The sequence below is a fragment of the Flavobacterium sp. HJSW_4 genome, from assembly GCF_042436695.1.
Lineage (GTDB): Bacteria > Bacteroidota > Bacteroidia > Flavobacteriales > Flavobacteriaceae > Flavobacterium.
Map to the genome: position 1 here is coordinate 44,103 of NZ_JBHNPP010000009.1, position 26,021 is coordinate 70,123.

The window sequence follows — 26,021 nt, forward strand, 5'->3', positions numbered from 1 at the left end:
TGTGTCGTATTAATTTAAAGAGCAAAATTGGCAGACCACTGTTCTAAGACACTTTTGTGAGGCTTAATGAAGTGTTCCTCTGCAAATTTACCCTGCTCGATTGCCAGCTGACTGCGCTCTTCTCGGTTGTATACAATTTTTGTTAAAGAGTGGTCTTGGTTTTTTAAACTAGGTTTGTAGCACGCTCCTGCGGCAGAATTACCATTATAAATTTCAGGTCTGTAAATCTTTTGGAATGTTTCCATTGTACTAATCGTACTGATTAATTCAAGGTTAGTATAATCGGCAAGTAAGTCTCCAAAAAAGAAAAACGCCAAAGGTGCAGCACTGTTGGGTGGCATAAAATAACGAACCTGCAATCCCATTTTTTTGAAGTATTGCTCTGTTAAAGAAGATTCGTTTGGCTCGTACTCAAAACCTAAAATCGGATGATGGTTTCCTGTACGTTGATACGTTTTATTATCAGATACGCTCAAACATATCACAGGCAATTTGCTAAAGTGATTTTTGTAACTTTCTGAATGCACGAAATGCTTAAATATATTGCCATGCAGTTCACCAAAATTATCAGGAATGCTAAAGCGATCTTTTCCTTTGTTATGCTCTAAAAGCAATACGCTGAAATCATAATCGCGCACGTAAGAAGAAAAGTTGTTTCCAACAATGCCTTCAATGCGTCTTCCTGTTTTATGATCGATAATATGCGTTTTTAAAATCTCAATCGATGGGAATGTTGTACCGCTACCATCAATATCTATATCAACAGAAACGATTTCCAATTCAACCGAATAACGATCGCTATTAGGATTATCCCAGTCCGCCAAGGCATTAAAACGATTGTTGATCATAGTAATGGTGTTGCGCAGGTTTTCCTGACGGCTTGCTCCTCTTGCCAAGTTAGCAAAGTTGGTTGTTGTACGCGTACTGTTGGAAGGTATATAATTCTCATTGAAATAAATACTCTTTAGAGTGAACGCAAAATCATACTTGACGGTAGTACAGGTGTTTTCCATAATTCTTTTCGTTTATTCTTGAATCTTCTGATTAACTGTAGTTATTTTGTCTTGCAAATTTCAATATTAAAGATTAATAAATCAAAGTTTGGCTTTAAATAGGATAATTATGCTTTTTTGTTGTGTTTTTAAAGTTAATTATACTTTTTATAGGTGTAATAATTATAGGAAACAGATTATTTATCTATAGAAGACTTGGCATCATAGATTGAATCTGCCAGAGATAAACCAAATTTTATCGTCAGATGAACAAAAAAAATAGTAATTAGCTATCTAGCTATTACTTGAAAAATTAACTGTTTTTAATTTTGGATAGAGAGGCTCTGCTATGCGAGCCTCATTAAAGAATAATTTTATTTAAGTGTTATGTGCCATAATTCTGCCACAAAATTTAAACAACTTAATATGTATGTAAAAAAGGATTTTACTTTTTATCGGAAATTTTAAGGCAACTCCAAGTTTACGAATTACCTGTTCAGCCAGCCTTTAAATTCAGCGGCTTTATTTTTACTGATAATAATGTCAATTGCAGATTTAGGTTCAACTTCAATTTTCAGCTGATTATTGCCATATTTTAGAATTTTCGTAATGGCTTTAATGGATAAAATAAATTGTCTGTTTGCCCTGAAAAAGATAGTACTGTCCAATTCGCTAAAAAGTTCTTCCAAACTGCTGTTGCTGGTTGAGGTTTTACCATTTATATCTTTTACATAAGTGATGGTGTTTTCCATATAGATGTAGGCGATTTGCTCAATCTCCAGCGTCACAATTTCGCTTTTCAAATGCGTTAAGATTCTCTTTTTACCCGTTGTAGAAACTTCATTTTCCTGAGTTTTCAAAGTTGAATCAGATTCTAATTTCGATTTGTAATTCGTTAATTCATAATTTAGTTTAGACAAGCTTACGACTTCATTAAAAAGATCTTCGTTTTTGGCTTCCAGTTTTCTTTCATAACGGCTTCCGAAGAGGCGAATCATAAAAAAGGATAATAAAATAATCAACGTTCCGGTTGCGATATAAACTAGAATAAAATAAAACTTCAGATTATTGACCTGCTCGTTGATGTTTTTTAAGTTGGCATGAGAAGCAATAATCCATTCGGTATTTTTTACAGGATATAAATAAATGATTTCAGATTCTCGCTTTGGATCGTTAAAGTTTCGGATACCGCCGCCTTCGGTTTTGTTCTTTAAATAAGAATAAAAATCCTTAGGATCGATTTCATTATTTGTTTTAGAAATATACGATTCGTCCGGCCCAGCCATTCTTCCAATTTTTTCCGGATTTGGATGACACACTTCTTTTCCCGTATGGTCAAACATGCAGATAAATCCGGTTTGCATATCTGTTTTTTCAATGCTTTTCTGAACATTATCAATAATGACTTTCGGATTATTAATTTGCTGTGCCTGATAAGAAACCAGATTGGCCATTTCTTTCGCTTCTCTTTTACTGGATTCAATTTGGATTTTCAAAAACTGTTCGGTACTTAAATCGACCAAATAATTCATGCTGAAATAACCGCAGATGTATACAATCAGAACTAATGATAAAAATGTAAAAAGATAAAGCTTGTCTTTTTTCATGGAAAATTTTTGAATAAGTAAGTCAAATTTAATTAATAATCTGAATTGAAAAGGATGATTCTATAGAAGATATTTTTAAAAATTTAAAAGAATTGATTCATTAGATTTTTTTAAGATGTATCGATATTCGTTCAACTATTTTTTATTCCCTTTTAAGTTCTTTTTTTCCCTTTCGCACTTTTTTCTTTAATTTTAATAGCCCTGCAGGTCTTTCTTTGTGTTAGAAAATTTCAGAACACCCCAATTTATATTTTTTAGATTCTAGTTTTCTTTAGTAGAAAATGAAGTTCATTTTTAGTAAAAAGATAAAATTGATTAAAAAAAAAGCAGTATGGAAAAACAAAAAAAGAACAAGAAAAAGACATTTTTAATTTTGCTTGTAATTGTACTCGCATTATTAATTGGAATGCAATTCGTACGTCCGGAAATTACAAATCCCCCAGTGACGGGAGAGGTAAAAGTGCCACATGAAGTCCAGACGATTCTTAGAAATTCTTGTTACGATTGTCATTCCAACGAAACCAAACTGACTTGGTATGATAAAATTGCTCCTGCTTATTGGCTCGTGGCACAACACGTTAAAGATGGAAGGAAAGGACTTAATTTTTCAGAATGGGAAAAATTAGCTCCTGCAGATCAAAAAGCAAAACTTTGGGAATCTGTCAATCAGATTGCACAAGGCGCAATGCCGTTGAGCAGTTATACGATAGCGCATCCAAATGCGAAAATATCTCAGGCAGACCTGAATGTCCTTAAAAAATACATTTGGAGTTTAAGAGTGAATAATGTTCCTCAGGATACTTCAAAAATCCACGCTCTAAAAGATCAGACTCATGCATTAAAGAAAAAGCAAAGCGTAACAAAAAATCCAAAAACAATTAACGGAATTGGTTATATCGATGATTATAAAAAATGGGCTGTAGTAAGTACAACCCAGCGTCTCGACAACGGAACAATGCGTATTATTTATGGGAATGACATTGCAGTTAAAGCCATAAAAGACAAAAAAACAAATCCGTGGCCAAATGGAACTATTTTGGCAAAGGCGGCGTATGATGAAATTGAAGATGCAGACGGAAATATTTCTCAAGGAGTTTTTAAGCAAGTTGAATATATGATTAAAGACGATCAGAAGTATGAGAAAACCTATGGCTGGGGATTTGCACGATTCAAAACCACAGAATTAATTCCGTATGGAAAAAGAGCTGATTTTGTAATAGAATGCATGAACTGCCATCAGCCTATGAAAAAAAATGATTACGTATTTACTCTTCCAATACAACAATAACATGAAAGCAATATATTATTTCACGACACTTATTTCTTTGTTTTTCCTTTTCGGATGTTTCGATAAAACAAATCAAAATGTTCATAATGAAGAAGCTTCATTACCAGATCAATTAAAAGATAAAGTAGCTGGTTTGATGGTTATTAATTCTTCAATAAATACTAAAAAACAGACGACATCTGTGCTGTACGGAAACCAAAAAGCCATTGAAAGAATTACTGATAATGATTCGGTTATGAGAACAGGCGAGAAGTTCATACGTATAACATGGAACCAAAAGCCAGATCCAAATTGGATTGGTGCTGTTATTCCGGGAAAATTAATTTCATTTGAAACATTGGAATTGCTTTCAGAAAAAGAACCCGTGCTTTATCAGAAAATAGAAGGTAATCCGATGCAGGTTAAAAAAGATACTTTGGGAAATCTGAAAAACATCAAATTCATTCTGCATCAGAAAATGGCTGTTCTTCCATGATAAAGTATTAATTAGAAGTTATCTAATTGGGTTTCACATAAATTATAAAAACTTTCAAAGCTGGTTATGGTGAAACGTGTTTTCTGTAAAACAAAAAAGCCTGCGAATCTTACGATTTGCAGGCTTTACCTTTTTGTGGGGAGAGCAGGATTCGAACCTAAGGCTTGAAACCCGCGTATTTCCTGCATTTTAAATTTTTAAAAACTAGAGTGCCACGATTTTGCCATAAAAATAAAACCACTGATTTTTTGTGTATTAATGTTTTGATTTTTAATTGCTGGAGGCAACTCCAGATTGCGGTTACACAGATAATATCTTTTTTGATTGTGATTTTTTTTTGATGGTAATTAATTGCAGAATGAGATTAGATGCGGGTATATGAAATCTTTCAAATCTTCCGAAAGAATATGTCTATATTTTTGATTGATTAATCCATCCTGAAAAAAAACATTCTCTATAATTTTATTTTCTATAGAAGATACAATTGCGTCTTTGAGTTTGTTAAAATAAGATTGTTAGTTAATTAATAAATTTTTGTTTGTTTTTATTTCAAAGGGAGATTAATGATCTATTTATTCTCCCTTATTTTTTGATCAAAGTCAGTTAATATAATTTAATAAATATACTATTTATATGAAAAGAGAGAATTTTAGCATAAAAAGAAAAAGTTCTTTAAAGAATGTTATATCGATTTTTATTCTGTTGTTTCTTTGTCTCGTTAAGGGGTATTCCCAAAACAATGAAAATACGAGAAGTGCTTTTGAGGTAATAGAAAGATTAGTAGGCAACCGTGCAGCCGATTTTCAGTTGAGCTTGGTTAAAAGTGAAAATAAGCAAGCAGATTGGTTTGAAATCGAAACCACAAACAATGTTGTAAAAATAAAAGGGTCAAACAATACTGCAATCTGTTACGCAGCTTATAATTTTCTTCGCGATATTGGAGCTGCTTTAGCAAGTTGGGAAGGGAATAGGGTGGCTCTTCCTAAGGTTTGGCCAAAATATAGTAAAAAAGGAAATACACCTTTTGAATACAGAGAATATCTAAATGCCTGTACTTTCGGCTACACAACACCTTGGTGGGATTGGAAACGCTGGGAACAGGAAATTGATTGGATGGCTTTGCACGGAATTAATCTTCCAACTGCTATGGAAGGACAAGAAGCAGTGTGGCAGGAATTATGGAAAGAATATGGCTTAACCAATTCGCAATTAGAAGCACATTTTGCTGGGCCAGCATTTTTGCCGTGGCAGCGTATGGGAAATATTAATAGTCTTGAAGGGCCGCTTCCTCAAGAATGGTTTTCGAAAAAAGAAGAACTTCAAAAGAAAATCTTAGACAGAATGCGAGCATTAGACATGCATCCCGTTGTGCCTGCTTTTAGCGGTTATGTGCCTAAGGCTTTCGCCGAAAAACATCCTGAAGCTAAAATAACAGAACTTAAATCATGGTCAGGCGGAGGTTTTGCGAGTACTTTTCTACTAGATTCGAAGGATCCGTTGTTCAAAAAGATAGGAAAGCGTTTTATTGAAATTTACACCAAAACATACGGGAAGTCTGATTTTTATTTGGCAGATTCTTTCAATGAAATAGAACCTCCAGTTTCGGAACATAATAAATATGAAGAACTTTCCAATTACGGAAGCGCTGTTTATGAAACGATAAATGAAGCAGCTCCGGGCGCAGTATGGGTTATGCAAGGTTGGCTTTTTGGAGACAATAAAGAATTTTGGACAAAAGAAGCTACAAAGGCTTTTTTAAGTAAAGTTCCGAATGAGAAAGTGATGGTTCAAGATTATGCCAATGACAGATATAAAGTGTGGGACAATCAGGAAGCTTTTTATGGCAAACAATGGACATACGGCTATGTGCATAATTATGGAGGATCGAATCCGGTGTATGGAGATTTGAATTTTTACAAAGATGAATTGACGAGTTTATTAAAAAATCCGCACAAAGGAAATGTTGTCGGTTATGGAGCAATGCCTGAGGGTTTAAATAATAATTCAATTGTTTACGAATACATATATGATCTTCCGTGGAGTAAAGGCGAACAGCCTGTTAACGATTGGCTGACAAAATATTTAAATGCAAGATATGGTGGGACAGTTTCAGAATCTGTTTTTCAGGCTTGGAAATTATTATTGGAATCAGTTTACAATGTAAAATACTGGGAAACTCGTTGGTGGAATGATAGAGCAGGAGCGTATTTGTTATTTAAACGTCCGACTGCTACAATTACAGCATTCAAAGGAAATCCTGGCGATAAGAAAAAATTGAAAGAAGCTTTGGATCTTTTAAGTAAAGAAGCTAAAAAGTACGATCAAAAAGATTTTATCCAGTATGATTTAATTGATGTTTCAAGACATTATTATTCATTATGTATAGATGAGGATTTAATGGAATGTGTAAAAGCATATCAGCAGAAAGATATTAAAAAAGGAGATCAATTATTTAAAAAGATCGAAAAACAAGCTTTGGATATTGATAAAATGATGTCGGGACAGCCATTAAACGGTTTAGACCAATGGGTAAAATCGGCTTCAGATTATGGAAGTTCTCCCGAAGTGTCTTCATTATATGTAAAGAATGCCAAAACATTAATTACGCTTTGGGGAGGAGAAGGACATCTTAATGATTATGCTTCGAGATCATGGAAAGGAATGTATAAAGGATTTTACTGGCCAAGATGGAAAATGTTTTTAGAAGCTTTAAGAAAAGCATCAGTTGACAACACTCCTTTTGATGAAAATAAAGAAAGAGAATCAATTAAAAATTGGGAAATTAATTGGACAGAAAGCAAATAAAATATCCCTTAATTACAATTACTTCGTATATAAAGATAATTTAACTTAATATTTACAAAATAACTTAAAACCAAACGATCAATATGAAAAAGAAAATTCCCGAAAACGTTTTATTAGTAAGTTTTTAATGATATAATTTTCGAAAAAAAACTTTGCAAAGGCTTACTATCATTGACTTTATAGAAATTATCCATGTTTATGAATAACTTGTCCATTTCTTAACATTTCATTAGCACTAATTTCGTCAATACTATTTAACCAATTAACCAATATCACAATGGAAAAACTTAAACTTTTATTATTAGCCTTCTTCTTTGGCTTCTCAATTAATACCTGGGCACAAAAAACAGAAGTGTCTGGTGTGGTATTAGATGACAAAGGTCTTCCTCTACCAGCTGCGAATGTACTTGAGAAAGGTACAACTAATACTGTAACAACAGATTTTGACGGAAAATTTAAATTTACAGCTTCAAACAAAAATGCAATATTGGTATTTTCTTTTATTGGATTTGAAGATCAGACTGTAAAATTAGATGGGACAAAAACAAATTATTCGATAAAATTGCAGTCTACCACAACCAACTTAGAGCAAGTAGTTGTAGTAGGTTATGGTAAAGGATCTCGTAAAAACTTAACCACTGCTGTTTCTTCTGTTAAAGCTGAAGATTTGAACAGAGGAGCAATTAGCGACGTAGGACAACTTTTGCAGGGTAAAGTTTCTGGTTTGAATATTTCTTCAAGCGGTGACCCTACAAAAACAGCTTCTGTAGTTTTGCGTGGAGCTTCAACATTAAATAGTTCGCAAGGGCCATTTTATGTAATCGACGGTATTCCTGGTGTAGATATTTCTGTGATTTCACCAGATGACATTGCAACTATTGACGTCTTGAAAGATGCTGCTGCAACAGCAATTTACGGTAACCGTGCTGCAAATGGGGTTATCATGGTAACAACAAAAAAAGGAAGTAAAGGCAGAACGCAAGTAGCGTACAATGGATATTTTGGTTTAGAAGAAGTTTCAAATAATCTGGATATGATGAATGCAGATCAGTTGAGAGATTTTACAACTAGAAATAATTTGAACTTTACGCCAGAGAATGATAAAGGAGCTAACACGAACTGGCAAAAAGAAATTTTAAGACCAGGACGTGCAGCATCAAGCAGCCATAACTTGTCTATGAGTGGTGGTGGAGAACATGGAAATTATACAGCAAGTATTACTTCGATTAATAAAGAAGGAGTAATGTTAAAAAGTAATTTCTCTCGTATTATTGCTCGTTTGTCTGTTGAACAATTTGCTTTTGATGACAAAGTTAAATTTGGTTTAAACGTAACTAACTCTACTACAAAATACCAAAATGTACCACAACGTAACACGGTACTTTTGCAAGCAGCAAGTTACCTTCCGATTTCTCCAGTAAGAAATCCTGACGGAACTTTTTTTGAAAATTTTGTGAGTACGGGATATTTTAACCCAGTAGCTTTAATTGAGCATGGTACTGATGAGACTAAAACGGATAACTTGGTAGGAAATCTTACTACAGAGGTAAAACTTCCATTTGGAATCACTTATAATTTGAATTTAGCGCATCAAAGATTAACGGCGTCTCATGGAGAGTTTTATGATAGTTATTATTCACAATACAATAGTGCCAACTTTTACAACAATCCAGATCCGCCTTTGACAAAAACATTGGTTAACTTTGGGGTAAATGGTTCAGCATTAAGAAATGCTTACGAAACTAGAAACAACATTATCGAAAGTTTCTTTACTTGGGATAAAACATTTGGAGAGCATAAAATTAAAGCGGTTTTAGGTTATTCATGGCAGGAAAATACTTTAGGAGACGGTTTTCAAGCTACAACGACAAACTTTCCTGTAGACAATGTTGGATACAACAATTTAGCTTTAAGCAATTATACTTCGGTTAATGGTTATGTTGTAAATTTTGGAGATAGTAAAGCGTATCAAAAAACTCGTTTGATCTCTTACTTTGGTCGTTTAAACTATAATTATAAAGACAAATATCTTTTACAAGGATCACTTAGAAGAGATGGAGGATCTATGTTTGGACAAAATAACCAATGGGGATATTTTCCATCTGTAGGGGGAGCATGGAGATTGGATAAAGAAGGTTTTATGAAAAATCAAGGTTTCTTTAGCGATTTAAAATTAAGAGGAAGCTGGGGTATCACAGGAAACTCTTCTGGATTTAATGCTTACACGGCTCAATTTATATCTGGAAGTTTAGGAACTTTCTATTACAACGGACAACAGATTGGAGCTTACGGACCTAACCAAGCAGCAAATCCTGATTTGAAATGGGAAAAAACAGCTACAGGAAATATCGGTCTTGATTTCACAATCTTAAAAGGAAAACTATCTGGATCTGTTGATGTTTACGACAAGAAAACAACAGATATGATCTTCAACTATAATGTTAATCCAGTATTGGTGCCAGTAGGAACTATTGTTGCCAACGGTGGAACAATGTCTAACAAAGGTATCGAGTTGAGTTTAAGTTCTACTCCAGTAAAAACAGCAAATTTCACATGGAATACGAATCTGAATTTGGCTCATAATAAAAATGAGATTGTTAAATTAACTAGTCCATTTTTTGTTGGTGGAGATTCTATTCGTCGCGTACAGCCAGATGGTGGCGGACAAACAGGAAGTACTTTGCAGATTTTTAAAGAAGGAAAACCTCTTGGGCAATTCTTTACTTTGAAATATGCAGGAAAAAATGCTAATGGAGTTTCGCAGTATTATGATAAAAACGGAGACTTGACTACTACACCGCAAATTGGGGTAGATTACCATTATGCAGGAGATGCACAGCCAAAATTATTAATGGGATGGGCGAATACTTTCCAATACAAAAAATTTGATTTGAATATTTTCTTCAGAGGAGTTTTTGGAAATAAAATCTTTAATGCAACTCGTGCCGATTTATTTAGACCAAGCACAGCAATGACTACTAATATATTAGTTGATGCAGGAAATGAATCGCCAAATGACTTAAACGCTTATAAATATTCAGATCGTTTTATAGAAGATGGCAGTTACATAAGATTAGACAACATGACTCTAGGGTACAATTTTGGTAAAGTAGGAAGATACATAAGCAGTGTTCGTCTTTACCATACTATCAATAATGTATTTGTGATTACCAAATACAAAGGAATTGATCCAGAGGTAGAACAAGGAGGAACAGCTCCAGGTGTAGATTCAAATAATTTCTATCCAAAAACAAGAACATATTTGTTCGGTTTAAATGTGATCTTCTAAAAACTTAATGCTAAAAATTATGAAAAAGATATTAAAATATTTAGGGCTTCCAGTACTTTTAGCTGGTATGGTATGGTCTTGTGATGATCTAGAAGTGCCTATTACAACACAATTGACACCTGAAGTATTTCCTCAAAACTCAACGCAATACATTCAGACAACAGGTCCTGTTTATACAGCATTCAGAGGTGAATTTTCGTTTGCTTGGTGGTGGTCTCAGTCGCTTTCGACAGATGAAGCTATTTTGCCGGCAAGAGGAGGAAACTGGTTTGATAACAGAAACTACATTGCTATGCATTACCACGATTGGAATGCTGACAATGGAATCATAGGAAGCCTTTGGGATTGGTCGTCTAAAGTAATTGGTACAAGCAATCAGGCAATTTCAATTTTAAGACAAACAATGCCTGAAGGTGCAGATAAAAAAACTTTGATTTCAGAGTTAAAAACTATGCGTGCCATTTCTTATTTCATGTTGATGGACAGTTATGGAGATGTGCCTTTGGATACTTTATACGGAGATTTTACTTCTAAGGCTAAAACACCAAGAAAAGAAGTTTTCAATTTTATCGAAAAAGAATTAAAAAGCGCAGTTCCTAATTTAAATCCTGCAACTGGAGTTACTACTTACGGTAGACCTAACAAACAGACTGCAAATGCTATGTTAGCCAAATTATATCTGAATGCTGAGGTATATACAGGAACAGCACGTTATACAGATTGTATTGCGGCTTGTGATGAAGTTATTAATTCTGGATTGTATTCTGTTGAACCAAGAGCAACTTATTTGCAAATGTTTTATCCAAATAATGGACCGCAGATGAAAGAATTCATTTTTGCAGTTCCTTATGATCCAGCAGCAGTTACAGTTGGCTACAACGGACAAATGTATCACGCACGTTATGATGTGCCACGTTCTGAAAGAGCTAAGTTCGGTCTTCCTTTTACGCCAAGCGCGCCTAGAAGTACGTTGCCAGAATTTTATGCTTATTTTAATGATGCTAATGATATTCGTAACAAACAATGGTTGACAGGTCTTCAATATATGAATGATGGTGTTACTCCTGTAATGGTTACGACAACTAAAAAAGGATACGACCAGTTCTATACAGGATCTGACGGTGGAGCAGCTTATACTTATCAGGTGAATTTGACGCCAGATATTATACCTCGCCAAAGTGAAGCTTTATTTGATCTTGGAAATGACGAAATCGCATGGAACATGGGATATAGAAATATTAAATTCTATCCAGACGCAACATCAACAAATCGTAACCAAAATAATGACGTTCCTTTCTTGCGTTATTCAGATATACTTTTAATGAAAGCGGAGTCAATTCTTCGTGGAGGAGCTGTAACCTTAGGCCAAAGTGCAGATGCATTAGTAAATATGGTTCGTTCTAACCGTACAACATCTGCAATTTTAAGCGGAGTAACTTTAGAAGAACTTTACAAAGAAAGAAGCCGTGAGTTTACTTGGGAAGCATGGCACAGAAATGACATGATCCGTTTTGGAAAATATGAAGGATCTTGGGGCTACAAAACAAACTCTGATACTTATCGTCGTGTTTTCCCAATCCCAACCAATGCAATGGTTTTAAACCCAGCTTTGATACAGAATGATGGTTATTAATAATAAAGTTAGTTAAGTGCTCATGGTAGCAAGTTTTAGTCTGAAAAGGGGAAGATCCTAAAAAATCTTCTCCTTTTTAGCAAAAAAAGAAACGAATTGGTTTGGTTTCATTTTTTGAATGCATACAAAGCTTAATCGAATGCGGTTATTGAAAAGCAATGAAAGATTAAGCTTGTGTCATTCTTTTAATTTCAGAATATTTAACCCGATAATTCTTGATTAAATCCTGCCAGGTCTTCAATTTATCATCACAAAAAAATCGTAGCCTAATCTTGTCCCCATCAATACAAACAGCATAATGGAACTGAGTAAAATATATAAAATAGGACATATTGCCATAAGTTTAACGCTTATTTTTTTAGTGTCGTGCAATGCGCAACAAACCATTTCTTTACAAAAGAAAAAGTTGTCAGATATGGTTTACCCGTTGTTGGACACCAAAAATTCAAGATGGTTTTACTTTTCATCAGCAAGCCGTCCGTTTGGTATGGTTAATTTAAATCCCGACACAGAGATTAAAGGCGATTGGGGAGGCGGTTATAAATATACTACAGATACAGTTAAAGGTTTCAGCCATGTTCACGAGTGGCAATTATCAGGAGTTTCTGTAATGCCTGTAACAATTTCGGAAACTAATAAAAAAACTGTTTTCAAAGACTTTTATTCCAAATTCAGCCATAAAACCGAAATTATTACGCCAGGATATCATTCGTTATTATTAGACAGATATCAGATAAAAGCAGAATTGAGCAGTACGCCAAGAGTCGGATTTCATCAATATACTTTTCCTAAAAAAGCACAAAAAGCAATACTTTTTAATCTGAACACTATTTTAGGCCCTTGTGATAATTTGGATGGGAAATTAGAAAAAAACAATGATTATGAACTTTCTGGATCATTAGTTTTAAGCACCAATTTTAGACGTCCAAAACCATTGACGGTTTTCTTTAAAGTTAAAACAAATCAGCCTATTGCTTCTATCGAAAAAGATAATGTTACGGGCAATTATTTAGTCAGTTTTAATGGAAAGAATAGCCAAATATTAATGAAAGTTGGTATTTCGTACACTTCAATTGAAAATGCCAATAACAATATTGAAACCGAATTAACCCACTGGGATTTTAATAAAACGGTTGAAAATTCCAGAAACGAATGGAGCAATTTGTTGGGAAGAATAAAAATTGAAGGCGGAACAGAAACCGAACAAAGAAGATTTTACACTGATTTATGGCATGCTCTGCAAGGGAGAAAAATGATCAGTGATGCAAATGGAGCCTACCCTGACAATACAGGGGAAAAGTTCAGGGTGGGGCACTTGCCGTTAAATGCAAATGGAAAACCTAAGTTCAATCATTACAATTCAGATGCTTTTTGGGGCGCACAATGGACAATCAATAATCTTTGGGGATTGGTATATCCTGAGATTATGGAAGAATTTGTGTATTCGTTAATGCAATATTACAAAGATGGCGGTTCTATTCCGCGCGGACCTTCAGGAGGAAATGACACTTATGTAATGACAGGAGCTTCGGCAACACCTTTTATTGTAAGCGCCATTCAAAAAGGAATTGTAAAAGAAGATTTAGAAGACATTTATGTTGCGCTTAAAAAAGGGCATATGACAGACGGAATTATGTCAAAAGCCGGTTATGAGCACAAAACCAATATTGGAGGAGGTTTAAAATATTACTTAGAAAAAGGATATGTTCCGTATCCGCTTCCAGAAGGTAATTTTGGAAGCCATGAAGACGGAGCCAGCCAAACTTTAGAATATGCTTATCAAGATTGGACTTTGGCGCAATTGGCGAAAAAATTAAACCATGAAGACGACTATAATTATTTCATGAAAAGGTCAAAAAACTATCAAAATGTTTTTGATCCAACCATTGGATGGATGCGCCCAAAAAATGTAGAGGGAAAGTGGCGAGAAAATTACGATCCTTATCAATATGAAAACGGATTTATTGAGTCAAATGGAGCACAGTCAACTTGGTTTGTACCGCACGATATTGAAGGTCTAGCGAATTTAATGGGAGGAAAAGAAAAAGCCATTGCAAAATTAAATGAGCAATTTGAAACGGCTAAAAAGCAAAATTATACTTCTGGTACATCGCACGACGCAGAATTGCATCCAGAATTTAGCCGAATTCCGATAAATTTTGGAAATCAGCCTTCCATGCAGACTTCAAATATTTTTACCGTTTTAGGAAGACCAGATTTAACGCAGTATTGGACGAGAAATGTAGTTAAAGAAACCTTCAGCGGATTATCTCCGGCAACAGGTTATAACGGCGATGAAGATCAAGGATTAATGGGAAGTTTGAATGTTTTGCTAAAATTAGGTATATTTCAAATGAATGGAGGAACAGACAAAGATGCTGTTTATCAAATAGGAAGCCCAATATTCAATAAAATCTCAATTGATTTAAATCCAAAATATTATTCGGGAAAAATATTTGTCATTAAAGCCCATAATAATAGTCCTGAAAGTGTATATGTAAAAGAGATTAAATTCAATAATAAAGCAGTTAAGAATTTTACGCTTTCACATCAGGAAATTACGAATGGCGGCGAGTTAATTTTAGAAATGTCAAAGTAAAATTTAGTCCTTAAAGAAATAGATAAATAATGAAAATATATAGTAAAAATATACTTTTAGGAATATCATTTTTGTTTACAGTAGCCGTAAATGCTCAAACCGTACACCAATACGTTGATCCAATGATTGGTTCCGAAGGAGTTGGTAGAGTTTTTATCGGACCATCATGTCCGTACGGAATGGTGAAACCAAGCCCAGACTGTACTTCGAGTCCAAATAGCGGTTGGCTTCCAATGCCAAAAGAAGTAACAGGATTCAGTCAAGTTCACGTAAGTGGAACTGGTGGAGGGCCAAAATATGGAAATATCCAAATTATGCCGTTTTCTGGAGCTTTGGATAAAATGGATCAGACTTCATTCAGAACCGAGGAAAATGTAAAACTAGGTTATTATGAAACGGTTTTTAAAGAAAATAATATTAAAACCGAAATCACGACAGGAGATAAAGTATCTTTTTATCGTTTTACGTATCCGAAAAATAAATCTAAAGAGTTAAAAATCGATCCAGGGTTTTTTCTTGGAGAGGAAAAGATTCCAGAGGCGAGAGAAGCGCAGCAGTTTGTAGGTTCTCAGATTGAAGTGGTTTCAGAAACAGAAGTGAGAGGTTACAGCAGAATTCGCGGAGGCTGGAACAACGGACGTGCTTATACGGTTTATTTCTGGGCAGTTTTCGATCAGCCGATTGCAAAATATGTCACTTTTAAAGACGGAAAATTTTACAATGAAAAAGCGCAATTTGATTCAGGAAAGAAAACTGCAGCTCTGCTTTCTTTCGGAAATGGAAAAGAAGAACTGAATGTCAAAATTGGAATTTCATTTTTAAGTGAATTAAAAGCAAAAAACAATATAGAAGTTGAAATTCCGCATTGGAATTTTGATGAGGTTCTAAAGACTTTAGAAAACAAATGGGAAAACTTGCTAAGCAGAATCCAGCTTTCTAAAGATACATCAGAAGACTATAAGAAAATGTTCTACACAGGTTTGTATCACACGATGATTATGCCTGTAAACCGAACAGGTGAAAATCCGTTATGGACAAATGATGAGCCTTATTATGATGATTTTTACACGATCTGGGATACTTTTAGAACATCAAGCCCTTTAATCACTCTTATTGATTCTAAACGAAAAGTGGAAATTATCAATGCGATGCTGAATATTTACAAACGTGAAGGTTATCTTCCTGAAGGCAGAAGTGGCAACGACAATGGAAGAACACAAGGAGGATCAAATGGAGAAGTTGTAATTGCCGATGCTTTTGTAAAAAACTTAAAAGGAATAGATTACGAGTTGGCTTTACAAGCTATGCTTAAAGATGCTGAAGTGCCGCCTGGAGGAAATGAAGAAAGAGAGGGTAGAGGCGGACTTATAGATTACCTGAAATTAGGCTACGTTCCATACGGTACAGACCGCGCAGGAAATCGAACTATTGATTATGCTTATAACGATTATAATATTGCAATCGTAGCAAGAGGACTTGGTAAAACAGATCTTTATGAAAGATACATAAAACAAGCCGACAGCTGGCAAAATTTGTGGAGAGAAGACTACGAAAATAATGGCGCAAAAGGATTTATCATGCCGAAAGATAAAGATGGAAAATGGTTGGATGATGTTGTTTTTGGCGAATCTAAAATCCAGAAACCAACTTTCAGATATACGCCTGTAATTATCGAATCTCCTTGGTATGTATGCCATTGGTGCGTTTTCTTTTACGAAGGAAATTCATGGGAATATTCATTGAGTATTCCGCATGATGTGCCAGAACTGGTAAAAAAATCTGGTGGAGAAAAAGCTTTTGAAAATAGATTGAATACTTTCTTTGATTCAGAACTGTATAATGTTGCCAACGAACCTTCATTTTTAACTCCATGTCTATATCATTGGATTGGAAAACCGTATTTGAGCAGCGACAGAATCAGAACAATCATAAAGAATAATTTCAATACTTCGCATGAAGGACTGCCAGGAAACGATGATTCTGGAGCGATGTCTTCTTGGCTTGCTTTTCATATGATGGGATTGTATCCCAATGCTGGACAGCCTTATTATCTGATCAATACGCCTTTCGTTAAAGAAACAGTGATGAAGTTAGAAAACGGCAAAAGTTTTAAAATCACCACTAAAAATTGGAGTGATAAAAACGTATACATAAAATCTGCACGATTGAATGGAAAGCCATACGATAAAGCTTGGATTATTCATGAAGACATCAACAATGGAGGAGAACTGATTCTAGAAATGGATTCTAAACCTTCAGCTTGGGGAACCGTGATTTTACCGCCAAAAAAATAAAAGGATAAGCAAAATGAAAAATATGATTTTAATGTTTCTTTTCTGCATTGTTTATCAGAATGGAACAGCACAGAATTACGTGCCAACAATTAAGAACAATACAGAACTTAATTATGTCTGCAAGCTTCACGGCCAGACTAGAACTTTGACTTTGACAGCTCAAACGGTTGGTGATGGACTAACTTTTAAACTGGAGACTAGAGGCGTAAAAAGTAGTATTGTAATGCTTCCAGAAGCGGTAAAGAATGGAACAGAATTGAGTTTCAATCAAGGAGAGTACGCTCCTGTCTTAAACTTAAAACCAAGTGAAACTTTTTTTATGATTTCTAGATCGGCTTATGAGGATTTGGTAAAAAAAGGCTCTTTCGTTTATAATAATACGACTTACATTTTAGATAAAAATGAAGACAAAAATAGTGTTTCAATTGACGGAAAAACGGTAGAGAGCCTGCATGTAATTGCGCAGATTGATGAAACGGAAATGTGGATTATCAAAAATCCCGAGTTTCCTCTAATTTGTAAAATCATCAAGAATCCGTTAGGGATAAATCCAACATTAGTAAAAGTGACGGATAGATAATATTGATTTATCATAAACACATAGAAACATAGGCTTGAGATGTTAAAAAGAGAGTTTTTTAGAAAAACTAGTTTTTACACATAGCTATGTGCATTATTGCAAGTGAAACGCCTTTTAAAAGCATTTAAATCTATGTTTCTATGTGTTAAAAATAATTATAAGCAAAGTATTTGCAGATAAAAAAGAGGAAGAATATCAATTTAAAAAAAATCACATTTTCAATATAAAATGATAATTTCAAAACATTAGGCAAAATTCTTGGTAAATTGTTGAAAGTTGTTTTTAAATTTACAGGAATTACACTTAAACTTTATTTTTATCAATTATGAAATTATCTATCTTAACCTCTTTACTTTTTTGCTGCATTTGTTTCGGACAAAATAATACAGACACCAGTTTGTATATGAAGTCTGATAAAATTACTTATTTAACAGATATTGGCTCAGAATCAGGAGATTTATATAAAACAATTGGTCATCACGGTCCGGCAGTTGAAAACGAATGGATGGCATTGCGAATTTATTTCAGCGATAAAGTAGCAATCGATGTTTATTCTAAAGCGAAACCAGGTTTAGAATTAAGAAAAGCAAATTGGTACCCAACACCGCAACAGCAAAAAGAAGGATGGGGAGCTGATTATTATAAAGTAGCGTCAACTGTAGGATTAGGCGGTGTTAAGCTTTGGGACGGAGAAAAATTAGTTCCGTTGAATCCAGTGACAAATCGTTTAGCGCGCGTGGGCAAAACTGATACAACTTCTTGGATGGAAATGATTTCGAGAGGTGTTCCATATAAAGGAAAAAAAGTTGACATTTTAGTTCGTGTAACCGTGTTTTCTGGAAAAAGAGAAGCAAAAGTAGAAGCCGTTTCTTTAACTGGAGAAAAAGTACAATTTGCAACTGGAATCAATTATTTTAAAGATTTTGGAACTAAAAAAGGGGCTAATTATATCGCAGTTTGGGGAAAACACCCAGAAGACGTAGCAGCAGAAATTGTAGAAATTGGTGCAGCAATTATGTATAATCCAAAAGATTATGAGAAAACAACAGACGATGGAACACAATATTTATTGATTTCAAAACCTGCAAAAACTTTAGAAACTTCAATTATATCTTCGAGTGCGAGAGAAACAGAATTAAATACTTTAGATAAATTGGAGGCATACATTAAAAAATAAACGCATACAAAATACATGTTTAGAATATCGGCTATATTAGTAATATTACTTTCTTTAAATTCCTGCAGATCACAGCAGATTGTTAAAAAAGAAGTTCAAATTGCTTTTATAGCCGATGCTCATTTACAAGATATTTACGCCAAGTTTGAAGACAACAATTATCAAGGCATTCAAAATCCTGTAACGGGCGAATATGCCAATATCAGAACTATGAATGCGCAATTGCATTCTACACGAATTTTCAATGAAAACTATTTTACTTTTTTAGAAGCCTTAAACGACATTGTAAAAAGAGGCATTAAACAAGTAGTGCTTCCAGGTGATTTTAGCGATGACGGACAGCCTGTTCACGTTCGCGGATTAAGAAAAATTCTAAATGAATATTCCCAGAAATACGGCATTTCTTTTTTTGTGACTACAGGAAATCATGATGTTGTAAAACCATTTGCTCAAGATGCCGTTAAAACTGATTTTCTAGGAAAAGATGGAAAGGAACAGATTATCAGCAGTTCTCCAAATAAATTTAGCAAAAGCAAAAGTGAGCTCGAGCCCATTATAACAGCCGATATAAAAAACTGGGGTTATAAAGAAACGATTCAGGAAATGCGCGATTTTGGTTTTTTCCCAAAAAAGACCGATTTATATTGGGAAACGCCATTTTCAGACTACAATTATCAAAATTATAATTTTGAAAAAGCTCAAAAAGAATCTGTTTTAGAAAAAAGAACGTATGTAATTAAAAACACCAATTTGTATCTTCCAGATGCGAGTTATTTGGTTGAACCCGTAAAAGGAATTTGGCTTTTGGCAATTGATGCGAATGCCTATGTTCCGAATGAGAAATTATCGGGAGAACCAAATAATCCAAAAGATTTTTCGGGAGCCAATACGGGGTACAATAACGTTCTGATTTATAAAAGCCATTTAATTAATTGGGTGAAAAAGGTTTCCGCGGAGGCGAAACAGAAAGGAAAAATACTGATTGCTTTCAGTCATTATCCGATGGTTGAATTTAATGATAATGCTTCGCCAGAATTAAAACAGCTTTTTGGCGCTAATAAAATGCAATTGCAAAGAGTTCCCAGTGAAGAAGTGGCGCAGCAATTTGCAGATGCTGGAATTCAAGTTCATTTTGGCGGACACATGCATATTAACGATACAGGCGTTAGAACGACAGCAAAAGGGAATACGCTTTTCAATATTCAGACGCCATCGCTTGCGGCTTATATGCCAGCTTACAAAATCTTGACGATTCATTCGGATTCAGATCTTGAGGTTGAAACGATTGTCATTGGAAAGGTGAAAAAATTCAATAGTTTATTTCCTTTTTACGAACAAGAATATGCTCATTTAAAAGAAATTAATAGCAAAAACATTTGGGATAAAGATATTTTAAAAGCAAAAGATTATAAAGAATTTACAGACTGGCATTTAAAAGAATTAGTTCGGTTACGATTCTTACCTGAAGATTTTCCGGCTGACTTCTTAAAATCGATTGAGAAACTTTCGGGAAAAGATTTGCTAGAAATAAATAAGAATTCCCAAGAAATTCCCAAGGATTTAAAGGAAAATTCCCTAGCATTTTCTGATTTTGAAACTTGGACAGGATTTGATATGATTTTCGATTTTTACCGATTAAAGAATGCTGACGAACTTGCTATTCCAGAAATTGGCAAAAAGAGATTAAAGGAATATGAATTGGTTTGCAAGGAGTTAAAAAAAGCAAATGATGCCAAACTGATTTTATGGGCAGAAATATTTCTTAAAACCATGCTCGGCGAACCTTCAGATCATTTTAAGATTGACTTAAAAAATAATAAAATTGATAATTTGTCTGTTAAATAATTCCGATATTTATTAATTCAAAAAGATTAAATTGCATTTATAATTTATTTCATGAGACAAAAATTCTTTATACTATTCTTATTATTCGCCGTTTTTTGTAATTCTTATTCACAGAATATAAAATTCGCGCATTATAATGATAATAATGGATTGTCTCACAACTCAGTACGTCATATTGTACAGGACAAAAAAGGTTTCATGTGGTTTGGAACATTCTCTGGACTAAATCGTTTTGACGGTTATCAGTTCAAAAACTACATGAGCTCGACGCCTGGAAAAAATAAACTATATAATGATGATATTACGGCTTTAGAACTTGATGAAGATTCTAACCACTTATGGATTGGTACCCGAAAAGGATTGACGCTTTTCAAAATGGACACGCATGTTTTTACCACTTTTTTCCATAAAAAGGATGATCCAAACAGTCTGCCAGATGATGAAGTAAGATCGGTTTATGTAGATAAATTCAAAAGAGTTTGGGTTGGTACGAAGACAAAAGGGATGTATTTGTTCTTTTTGAAAGAAAATCGATTTGAGAAAATTAAATTAAAAGGGTTTGATTACGTCAAAGAAATTTTCGAAGATAAAAAAGGAAATGTCTGGATTGGAAGTTATGAAAATTCATCTGTTGCCAAAATTACAATGGATGCCAAAGGTGCCATTGTAAGAATTACCAATTATACGCTTTCTGTTCCTTATTCCAATATAAAAAATCCGTACATCAACTTTATTTATGAAGATACGAAACAGGATATTTTTGTTGGAACTCGCGAGGGATTATACAAATTGGATAAGGCTACAAATCAGTTTGTTAATTTATATATTGAAAACAAACAGGTTAGAGGTGCATTAGGACCTTACTTTTTATCTGTTGCTCGTGCTCCAGATGGTAAATATTGGGTAGGAACTTTAGGAGGATTGTTGGTTTGCGATCAATTAGAAGACATTCAGAATGGAAATTACAAATGGTATTATTCTATTTTGTCTGATGATACTTCGCTTGTCGATAATTTAATTTCAGCTCTTTATTTTGATAAATCGGGCGTCTTATGGATTGGAACTGAAGATGGATTGGACAAATATGATCCGTATGAAAATCAGTTTACTTTAAACAAAGATATTTCGCGTTCTATTGGCAATCAAGCGCCAAGAATACGAGGGTTTGCCAAAACGTACGATCAGAAAATTATTGTCGCGACGTACCACAACGGACTTTTTATTTCGAATACAAAAAGCTCAACCCCATTGCACAATACAGGAAAAGATATTGCCAGCATTTATTCAGATGATGGAAAGATTTTTTACTGTGGCCTTTGGGATGGAAATGTTTTGGTTTACAATTATGCTACAAATTCCTCCAGAGAAATTAAAGTTGGTTTTGAAAAATCGCCTGTTTTTGCTTTTAGCAAGATTGGTAACGACTTAATGATCGTAGGGTCATTTGGTGAAGGTGCGGTAGTTTTAAATACTAAAACGCTTCAAGTACAGATTTCTAACGAACTTTTACCAGGTTTTCAGATTAATGCTATCGAAAGAGATGCCAAAAATAATGTCTGGTTTGCTACTGAAACAGGTGTTGTAAAATATAGTATTAGTTCAGGAAAAATAGAAACCTATTCGTCGCTTTTCATAAAAGAAAAAGGAGTTCCGCACGACGAAAATGTAAGTGATGTTTTGGTAGACGTTAAAGGTAAAATTTGGGCTTCAACGCGTTTTGGTTTGTGTTTGTATAACCCGAAAAAGAATGAATTTGAACCTGTAAAAAATCTAAAAGAGCTTTCTGGTAAATGGATTACTGATATTTTATCTGATGCAAGTGGAAATCTATGGCTGAATATCAACAACAATAATATCGCTTTCGTTAAATCAAATCTAAAAGATATCAGCATTTATCATGTAAATAGCGGTAATAGATTGGATGTTTTCAGCTCTAGCGGATTTTTTTATTTTAATAATTCGAATATTTTTCTAGGTGGTAAAAACGGAATTATTTCTTTTTCACCGCCTACGATGAAAAGAAATAATTGGTCTCCTTTGCCAGTGATTTCAGAATTTAAAATTCAGAACGAAGAAGTTTTTCCAGAAATGGAAATAAATGGAGAAATTCCGCTTTCCAAAGATCTGAATTATGGAAAAGAAATTGAATTGAGCCATAAAAATCGAAACTTTTCTCTTCAGTTTTCATCTCCATCTTTCGCAAACGAAAAATCGAATAAATTTCAATACATGTTGGAAGGATTTGATAAACATTGGATTACAGCCAATAGTACTTCTAGAATTGTGCAGTATACGAATCTTTATCCAGGCAATTATACTTTTAAAATCAGATCAAGCAACAGTGATGGATATTGGAGCAAAATAGTTTCTTATAAAATAAAAATACTGCCTCCATTTTGGCTAACGCCGACTTCTTTTTTAATGTTTTTTGCCATTTTGTTTGGTGTTTTCTATTTTGTTAGAAAGGAAATCAAAAATCGAATTCGCTTAAAACAAGAATTGCTTACCGAAAAAGTAAACAGAGAACATGATATCAAGCTGAATAATGAAAAACTGCGTTTCTTCACCAATATTTCTCACGAATTAAGAACGCCTTTGACTCTAATTTTAGGTCCTGCGAAACAATTGCTAGAAGAAAATAGTCATGCAACAGATTACGAAAAAAGCAGATACAATCTGATTTATCAGAACGCTAGCCGATTATTGAATTTGGTAAATCAAGTATTGGATTTTAGAAAAGCACAATCGGGTGAATTAAAATTGAAAGTAACAGAGACCAATATTTTGACGTACTCAAAAAATATTTTTGATTCGTTTAAGGAAATGGCTTATAATAAGAAGATTAAGCTCAATTTTATCTCTGAAGATGATGAAATAAACGGTTGGATTGATAATGATAAGTACGATAAAATTCTGTACAATCTTTTGTCAAATGCTTTAAAATTTACCAACAAAAACGGAAATGTCGATTTGTATATCAGATTAAAAGATACCGTTGAAGATATTTTGGTTATTGAAGTAACCGATGATGGAATTGGTATTCCGTTAAAAAGTCAGGAGAAGATTTTTAAACGTTTTTATCAGGCTTCAAACAGTAAGGCCAATAATACAGGATCGGGTATTGGTTTGTCTTTGGTGAAATCTTTGGTGGCGATTCACAAAGGAAATATTGCTGTAGAAAGCACGCAAGGAAAAGGAAGTACATTTAAAGTTGAACTTCCTATTGACCGTACTTCTTACGTGCACAAAGAAGTGTTTGAATATGCGATTAAAAACGATAATCTAAGTATGCTTATTCCTGAAAAAGCAGCTAAGAAAATTATTCAAAACACAGATTTAAAAGAGAAAATTCTAGTAATTGAGGATAATAGCGAGCTTAGAAAATATCTAGTTGATTATTTGTCAGATTATTATAAAGTCTACGATGCGGAAAATGGTGAGGAAGGTCTAAAAATCTGCCGACAAATTAAACCGATTGTATGCGTTACTGATGTCATGATGCCCATTATGGACGGATTGGAATTTTGCAGACAGCTTAAAAATGACGAGTTCATTAGTCACATTCCAGTGGTAATGCTTACGGCACTTTCAGAAAATATGGATAAAGTAAAAGGCTACGACACAGGAGCTGATGCTTATTTGGTAAAGCCTTTTGAGCCATTATTGCTTAAAACGGTGATTGAAAACATGATCAAATCAAGATTGGAACTTAAGCAAAAATTTTCTGGAGAAGTTGAAAGCAAAGTAAGCATGCTGACGCATTCTCCTATTGACGAAGAATTTATGGAAAAAGTAACCAATTTGATCAACGATAATTTAAGTGAAGTGGATCTTTCTACCGAATTTCTTTGCGATAAGCTCGGAGTGAGTTCTTCTAAACTCTACAGAAAGATTAAGGAATTAACAGATTTAGCTCCAAACGAATTTATTAGAACGATTCGTCTTAAAAAGTCTGCGGAATTGCTTAAAAGTAAAAAATACAATGTTTCTGAAGTAACTAATTTAGTTGGCTTTAATGATCCTTTGTATTTCAGTAGGTGCTTCAAAAAACAATTTGGTTTCCCTCCGAGCAAACTGATTAATTAAGGCTTTTTTTTGCCACGAATTTCACGAATTTTTACGAATTATACGCGCAACCTTTGTCAAAGTTCTAAAACTTTGCCAAAGGTTTTCTGCGCACAATCTTGTCATTCTGAGGAACGAAGAATCACACTCGAGACTCGGCAAAGATTTTAACTCCATTATGAAAAACATAGCCCAAGGTTTCAACCTTGGGAACGCATAGAATGGAATACGTTCTGCTCCCATGGTTGAAACCACGGTCTATCCTTCAAATACAACAAAATCAAAAAAATCGCCATTGTATAATGTAAAAATCTTACATAAATTGAATTTATCCATGTTTTTGATGTATTAATCCATTTTGAACGGAATATGTAATTCTATTTTTGTCTTGTAACTTTTAACTATTTATCATTATGAAAAAACATATAGACACAGACAATCCGTTGAATAATTTAGATGACTGGGAAGATGATTTGCTGATGCGATATCCTGATCCTTCTGAAGAAAATGAAAGTGTAAAAGAAAAGCAAAAGGAAGAATTTAGGAATTATGTCGATTCAGAAAGAGTAGAAACAGTTAAGGAATTTTACAGAATAAATCATACTTATCAAACCTATGATTTTGTATGCAGTAAGGAACAAGAATTTCTGCAATTTAATAGAAAAGAAATGTCAATCTGGGAAGCTGTTGATTTTTTGAATACGCTTGTAGACGACAGCGACCCAGATATTGACTTAGATCAGACGCAGCACCTTTTGCAAACTTCAGAAGCCATTCGCGCAGACGGTCATCCAGATTGGTTTGTATTGACAGGTTTTATTCATGATTTAGGTAAAGTTTTATGCCTGTTTGGAGAACCACAGTGGGCAGTTGTGGGAGACACATTTCCGGTTGGATGCGCTTATTCAGATAAAATCGTGTATTCAGAATTTTTCAAAGAAAATCCAGATTTTACAGATGAAAGATTTAATACCAAATTTGGAGTTTATACAGAAAACTGCGGACTGGATAATGTAAAAATGAGTTGGGGACATGACGAATATTTGTATCAGATAATGAAAGATTACCTTCCGGATCCGGCTTTATATATGATTCGCTATCATTCATTTTATTCACAGCATAAAGAAAATGCCTATGCACATTTAATGAATGAAAAAGACATTGAAATGTTTGACTGGGTTAGAAAATTCAATCCATACGATTTGTATACAAAAGCTCCGGTTAAACCAGATGTGCAGGCACTACTTCCTTATTATAAAGAATTAGTTGCTAAATATTTGCCAGAGAAATTGAAGTTTTAAAAGTTTATTTTAAACACATAGAAACATAGATTTTTCTTTTGAGTGTGAAAGATTTATAGAAGAAACTAGTT

Annotated in this window: 14 protein-coding genes; 12 read left to right on the forward strand and 2 right to left on the reverse strand. The window is 34.0% G+C overall.

The window, feature by feature from the left end; genetic code table 11:
* Positions 1–14: 14 nt before the first annotated feature.
* Positions 15–1,013 carry a DUF1852 domain-containing protein gene (locus ACE01P_RS10725; protein WP_379697296.1) on the reverse strand — a complete coding sequence of 333 codons (999 nt, stop codon included), beginning with the start codon at positions 1,011–1,013 and terminating at the stop codon, positions 15–17.
* 467 nt (positions 1,014–1,480) lie between these two features.
* A complete protein-coding gene (locus tag ACE01P_RS10730; protein ID WP_379697299.1) occupies positions 1,481–2,599 on the reverse strand; it encodes a LytTR family transcriptional regulator DNA-binding domain-containing protein in 1,119 nt (372 codons plus the stop codon).
* Positions 2,600–2,930: 331 nt separating this feature from the next.
* Between ACE01P_RS10730 and ACE01P_RS10735 the strand changes: the two genes are divergently transcribed.
* From ACE01P_RS10735 to ACE01P_RS10790, 12 genes are all read left to right on the forward strand, one after another.
* On the forward strand, positions 2,931–3,887 hold the full coding sequence (locus ACE01P_RS10735) for a heme-binding domain-containing protein (protein ID WP_379697301.1): 957 nt from the start codon (positions 2,931–2,933) through the stop codon (positions 3,885–3,887).
* 1 nt (position 3,888) lies between these two features.
* Positions 3,889–4,362 (forward strand): hypothetical protein, encoded by a 474-nt coding sequence (locus tag ACE01P_RS10740; RefSeq protein WP_379697304.1) that lies wholly within the window; start codon positions 3,889–3,891, stop codon positions 4,360–4,362.
* A 633-nt stretch (positions 4,363–4,995) separates the two neighbouring features.
* A complete protein-coding gene (locus ACE01P_RS10745) occupies positions 4,996–7,167 on the forward strand; it encodes an alpha-N-acetylglucosaminidase (protein ID WP_379697307.1) in 2,172 nt (723 codons plus the stop codon).
* Positions 7,168–7,444: 277 nt separating this feature from the next.
* Positions 7,445–10,456 carry a SusC/RagA family TonB-linked outer membrane protein gene (locus tag ACE01P_RS10750; RefSeq protein ID WP_379697309.1) on the forward strand — a complete coding sequence of 1,004 codons (3,012 nt, stop codon included), beginning with the start codon at positions 7,445–7,447 and terminating at the stop codon, positions 10,454–10,456.
* Between the two features lie 19 nt (positions 10,457–10,475).
* The gene (locus ACE01P_RS10755) at positions 10,476–12,089 is read left to right on the forward strand and encodes a RagB/SusD family nutrient uptake outer membrane protein (RefSeq protein WP_379697311.1); all 1,614 of its coding nucleotides are present in this window, start codon (positions 10,476–10,478) and stop codon (positions 12,087–12,089) included.
* 298 nt (positions 12,090–12,387) lie between these two features.
* Complete coding sequence (locus tag ACE01P_RS10760; RefSeq protein WP_379697314.1) at positions 12,388–14,688, forward strand: GH92 family glycosyl hydrolase; 2,301 nt, start codon at positions 12,388–12,390, stop codon at positions 14,686–14,688.
* A 29-nt stretch (positions 14,689–14,717) separates the two neighbouring features.
* A complete protein-coding gene (locus ACE01P_RS10765) occupies positions 14,718–16,982 on the forward strand; it encodes a GH92 family glycosyl hydrolase (RefSeq protein ID WP_379697317.1) in 2,265 nt (754 codons plus the stop codon).
* Between the two features lie 13 nt (positions 16,983–16,995).
* A complete protein-coding gene (locus tag ACE01P_RS10770; protein ID WP_379697319.1) occupies positions 16,996–17,562 on the forward strand; it encodes a hypothetical protein in 567 nt (188 codons plus the stop codon).
* Between the two features lie 403 nt (positions 17,563–17,965).
* Positions 17,966–18,739 (forward strand): DUF4861 family protein, encoded by a 774-nt coding sequence (locus tag ACE01P_RS10775; protein ID WP_379697322.1) that lies wholly within the window; start codon positions 17,966–17,968, stop codon positions 18,737–18,739.
* A gap of 15 nt (positions 18,740–18,754) precedes the next feature.
* Positions 18,755–20,584, forward strand: a complete 1,830-nt coding sequence (locus ACE01P_RS10780) for a metallophosphoesterase (protein WP_379697324.1) — start codon at positions 18,755–18,757, stop codon at positions 20,582–20,584.
* 51 nt (positions 20,585–20,635) lie between these two features.
* Positions 20,636–24,670, forward strand: a complete 4,035-nt coding sequence (locus ACE01P_RS10785; RefSeq protein ID WP_379697327.1) for a two-component regulator propeller domain-containing protein — start codon at positions 20,636–20,638, stop codon at positions 24,668–24,670.
* A 392-nt stretch (positions 24,671–25,062) separates the two neighbouring features.
* Positions 25,063–25,950 carry an inositol oxygenase family protein gene (locus ACE01P_RS10790; RefSeq protein WP_379697329.1) on the forward strand — a complete coding sequence of 296 codons (888 nt, stop codon included), beginning with the start codon at positions 25,063–25,065 and terminating at the stop codon, positions 25,948–25,950.
* Positions 25,951–26,021 lie beyond the last annotated feature (71 nt).

What these genes read in the sequence shown, in the direction of transcription:
- ACE01P_RS10725 (WP_379697296.1), bottom strand. Translation starts at nt 1,013, where the DNA reads ATGGAAAACACCTGTACTACCGTCAAGTATGATTTTGCGTTCACTCTA.
- ACE01P_RS10730 (WP_379697299.1), bottom strand. Translation starts at nt 2,599, where the DNA reads ATGAAAAAAGACAAGCTTTATCTTTTTACATTTTTATCATTAGTTCTG.
- ACE01P_RS10735 (WP_379697301.1), top strand. Translation starts at nt 2,931, where the DNA reads ATGGAAAAACAAAAAAAGAACAAGAAAAAGACATTTTTAATTTTGCTT.
- ACE01P_RS10740 (WP_379697304.1), top strand. Translation starts at nt 3,889, where the DNA reads ATGAAAGCAATATATTATTTCACGACACTTATTTCTTTGTTTTTCCTT.
- ACE01P_RS10745 (WP_379697307.1), top strand. Translation starts at nt 4,996, where the DNA reads ATGAAAAGAGAGAATTTTAGCATAAAAAGAAAAAGTTCTTTAAAGAAT.
- ACE01P_RS10750 (WP_379697309.1), top strand. Translation starts at nt 7,445, where the DNA reads ATGGAAAAACTTAAACTTTTATTATTAGCCTTCTTCTTTGGCTTCTCA.
- ACE01P_RS10755 (WP_379697311.1), top strand. Translation starts at nt 10,476, where the DNA reads ATGAAAAAGATATTAAAATATTTAGGGCTTCCAGTACTTTTAGCTGGT.
- ACE01P_RS10760 (WP_379697314.1), top strand. Translation starts at nt 12,388, where the DNA reads ATGGAACTGAGTAAAATATATAAAATAGGACATATTGCCATAAGTTTA.
- ACE01P_RS10765 (WP_379697317.1), top strand. Translation starts at nt 14,718, where the DNA reads ATGAAAATATATAGTAAAAATATACTTTTAGGAATATCATTTTTGTTT.
- ACE01P_RS10770 (WP_379697319.1), top strand. Translation starts at nt 16,996, where the DNA reads ATGAAAAATATGATTTTAATGTTTCTTTTCTGCATTGTTTATCAGAAT.
- ACE01P_RS10775 (WP_379697322.1), top strand. Translation starts at nt 17,966, where the DNA reads ATGAAGTCTGATAAAATTACTTATTTAACAGATATTGGCTCAGAATCA.
- ACE01P_RS10780 (WP_379697324.1), top strand. Translation starts at nt 18,755, where the DNA reads ATGTTTAGAATATCGGCTATATTAGTAATATTACTTTCTTTAAATTCC.
- ACE01P_RS10785 (WP_379697327.1), top strand. Translation starts at nt 20,636, where the DNA reads ATGAGACAAAAATTCTTTATACTATTCTTATTATTCGCCGTTTTTTGT.
- ACE01P_RS10790 (WP_379697329.1), top strand. Translation starts at nt 25,063, where the DNA reads ATGAAAAAACATATAGACACAGACAATCCGTTGAATAATTTAGATGAC.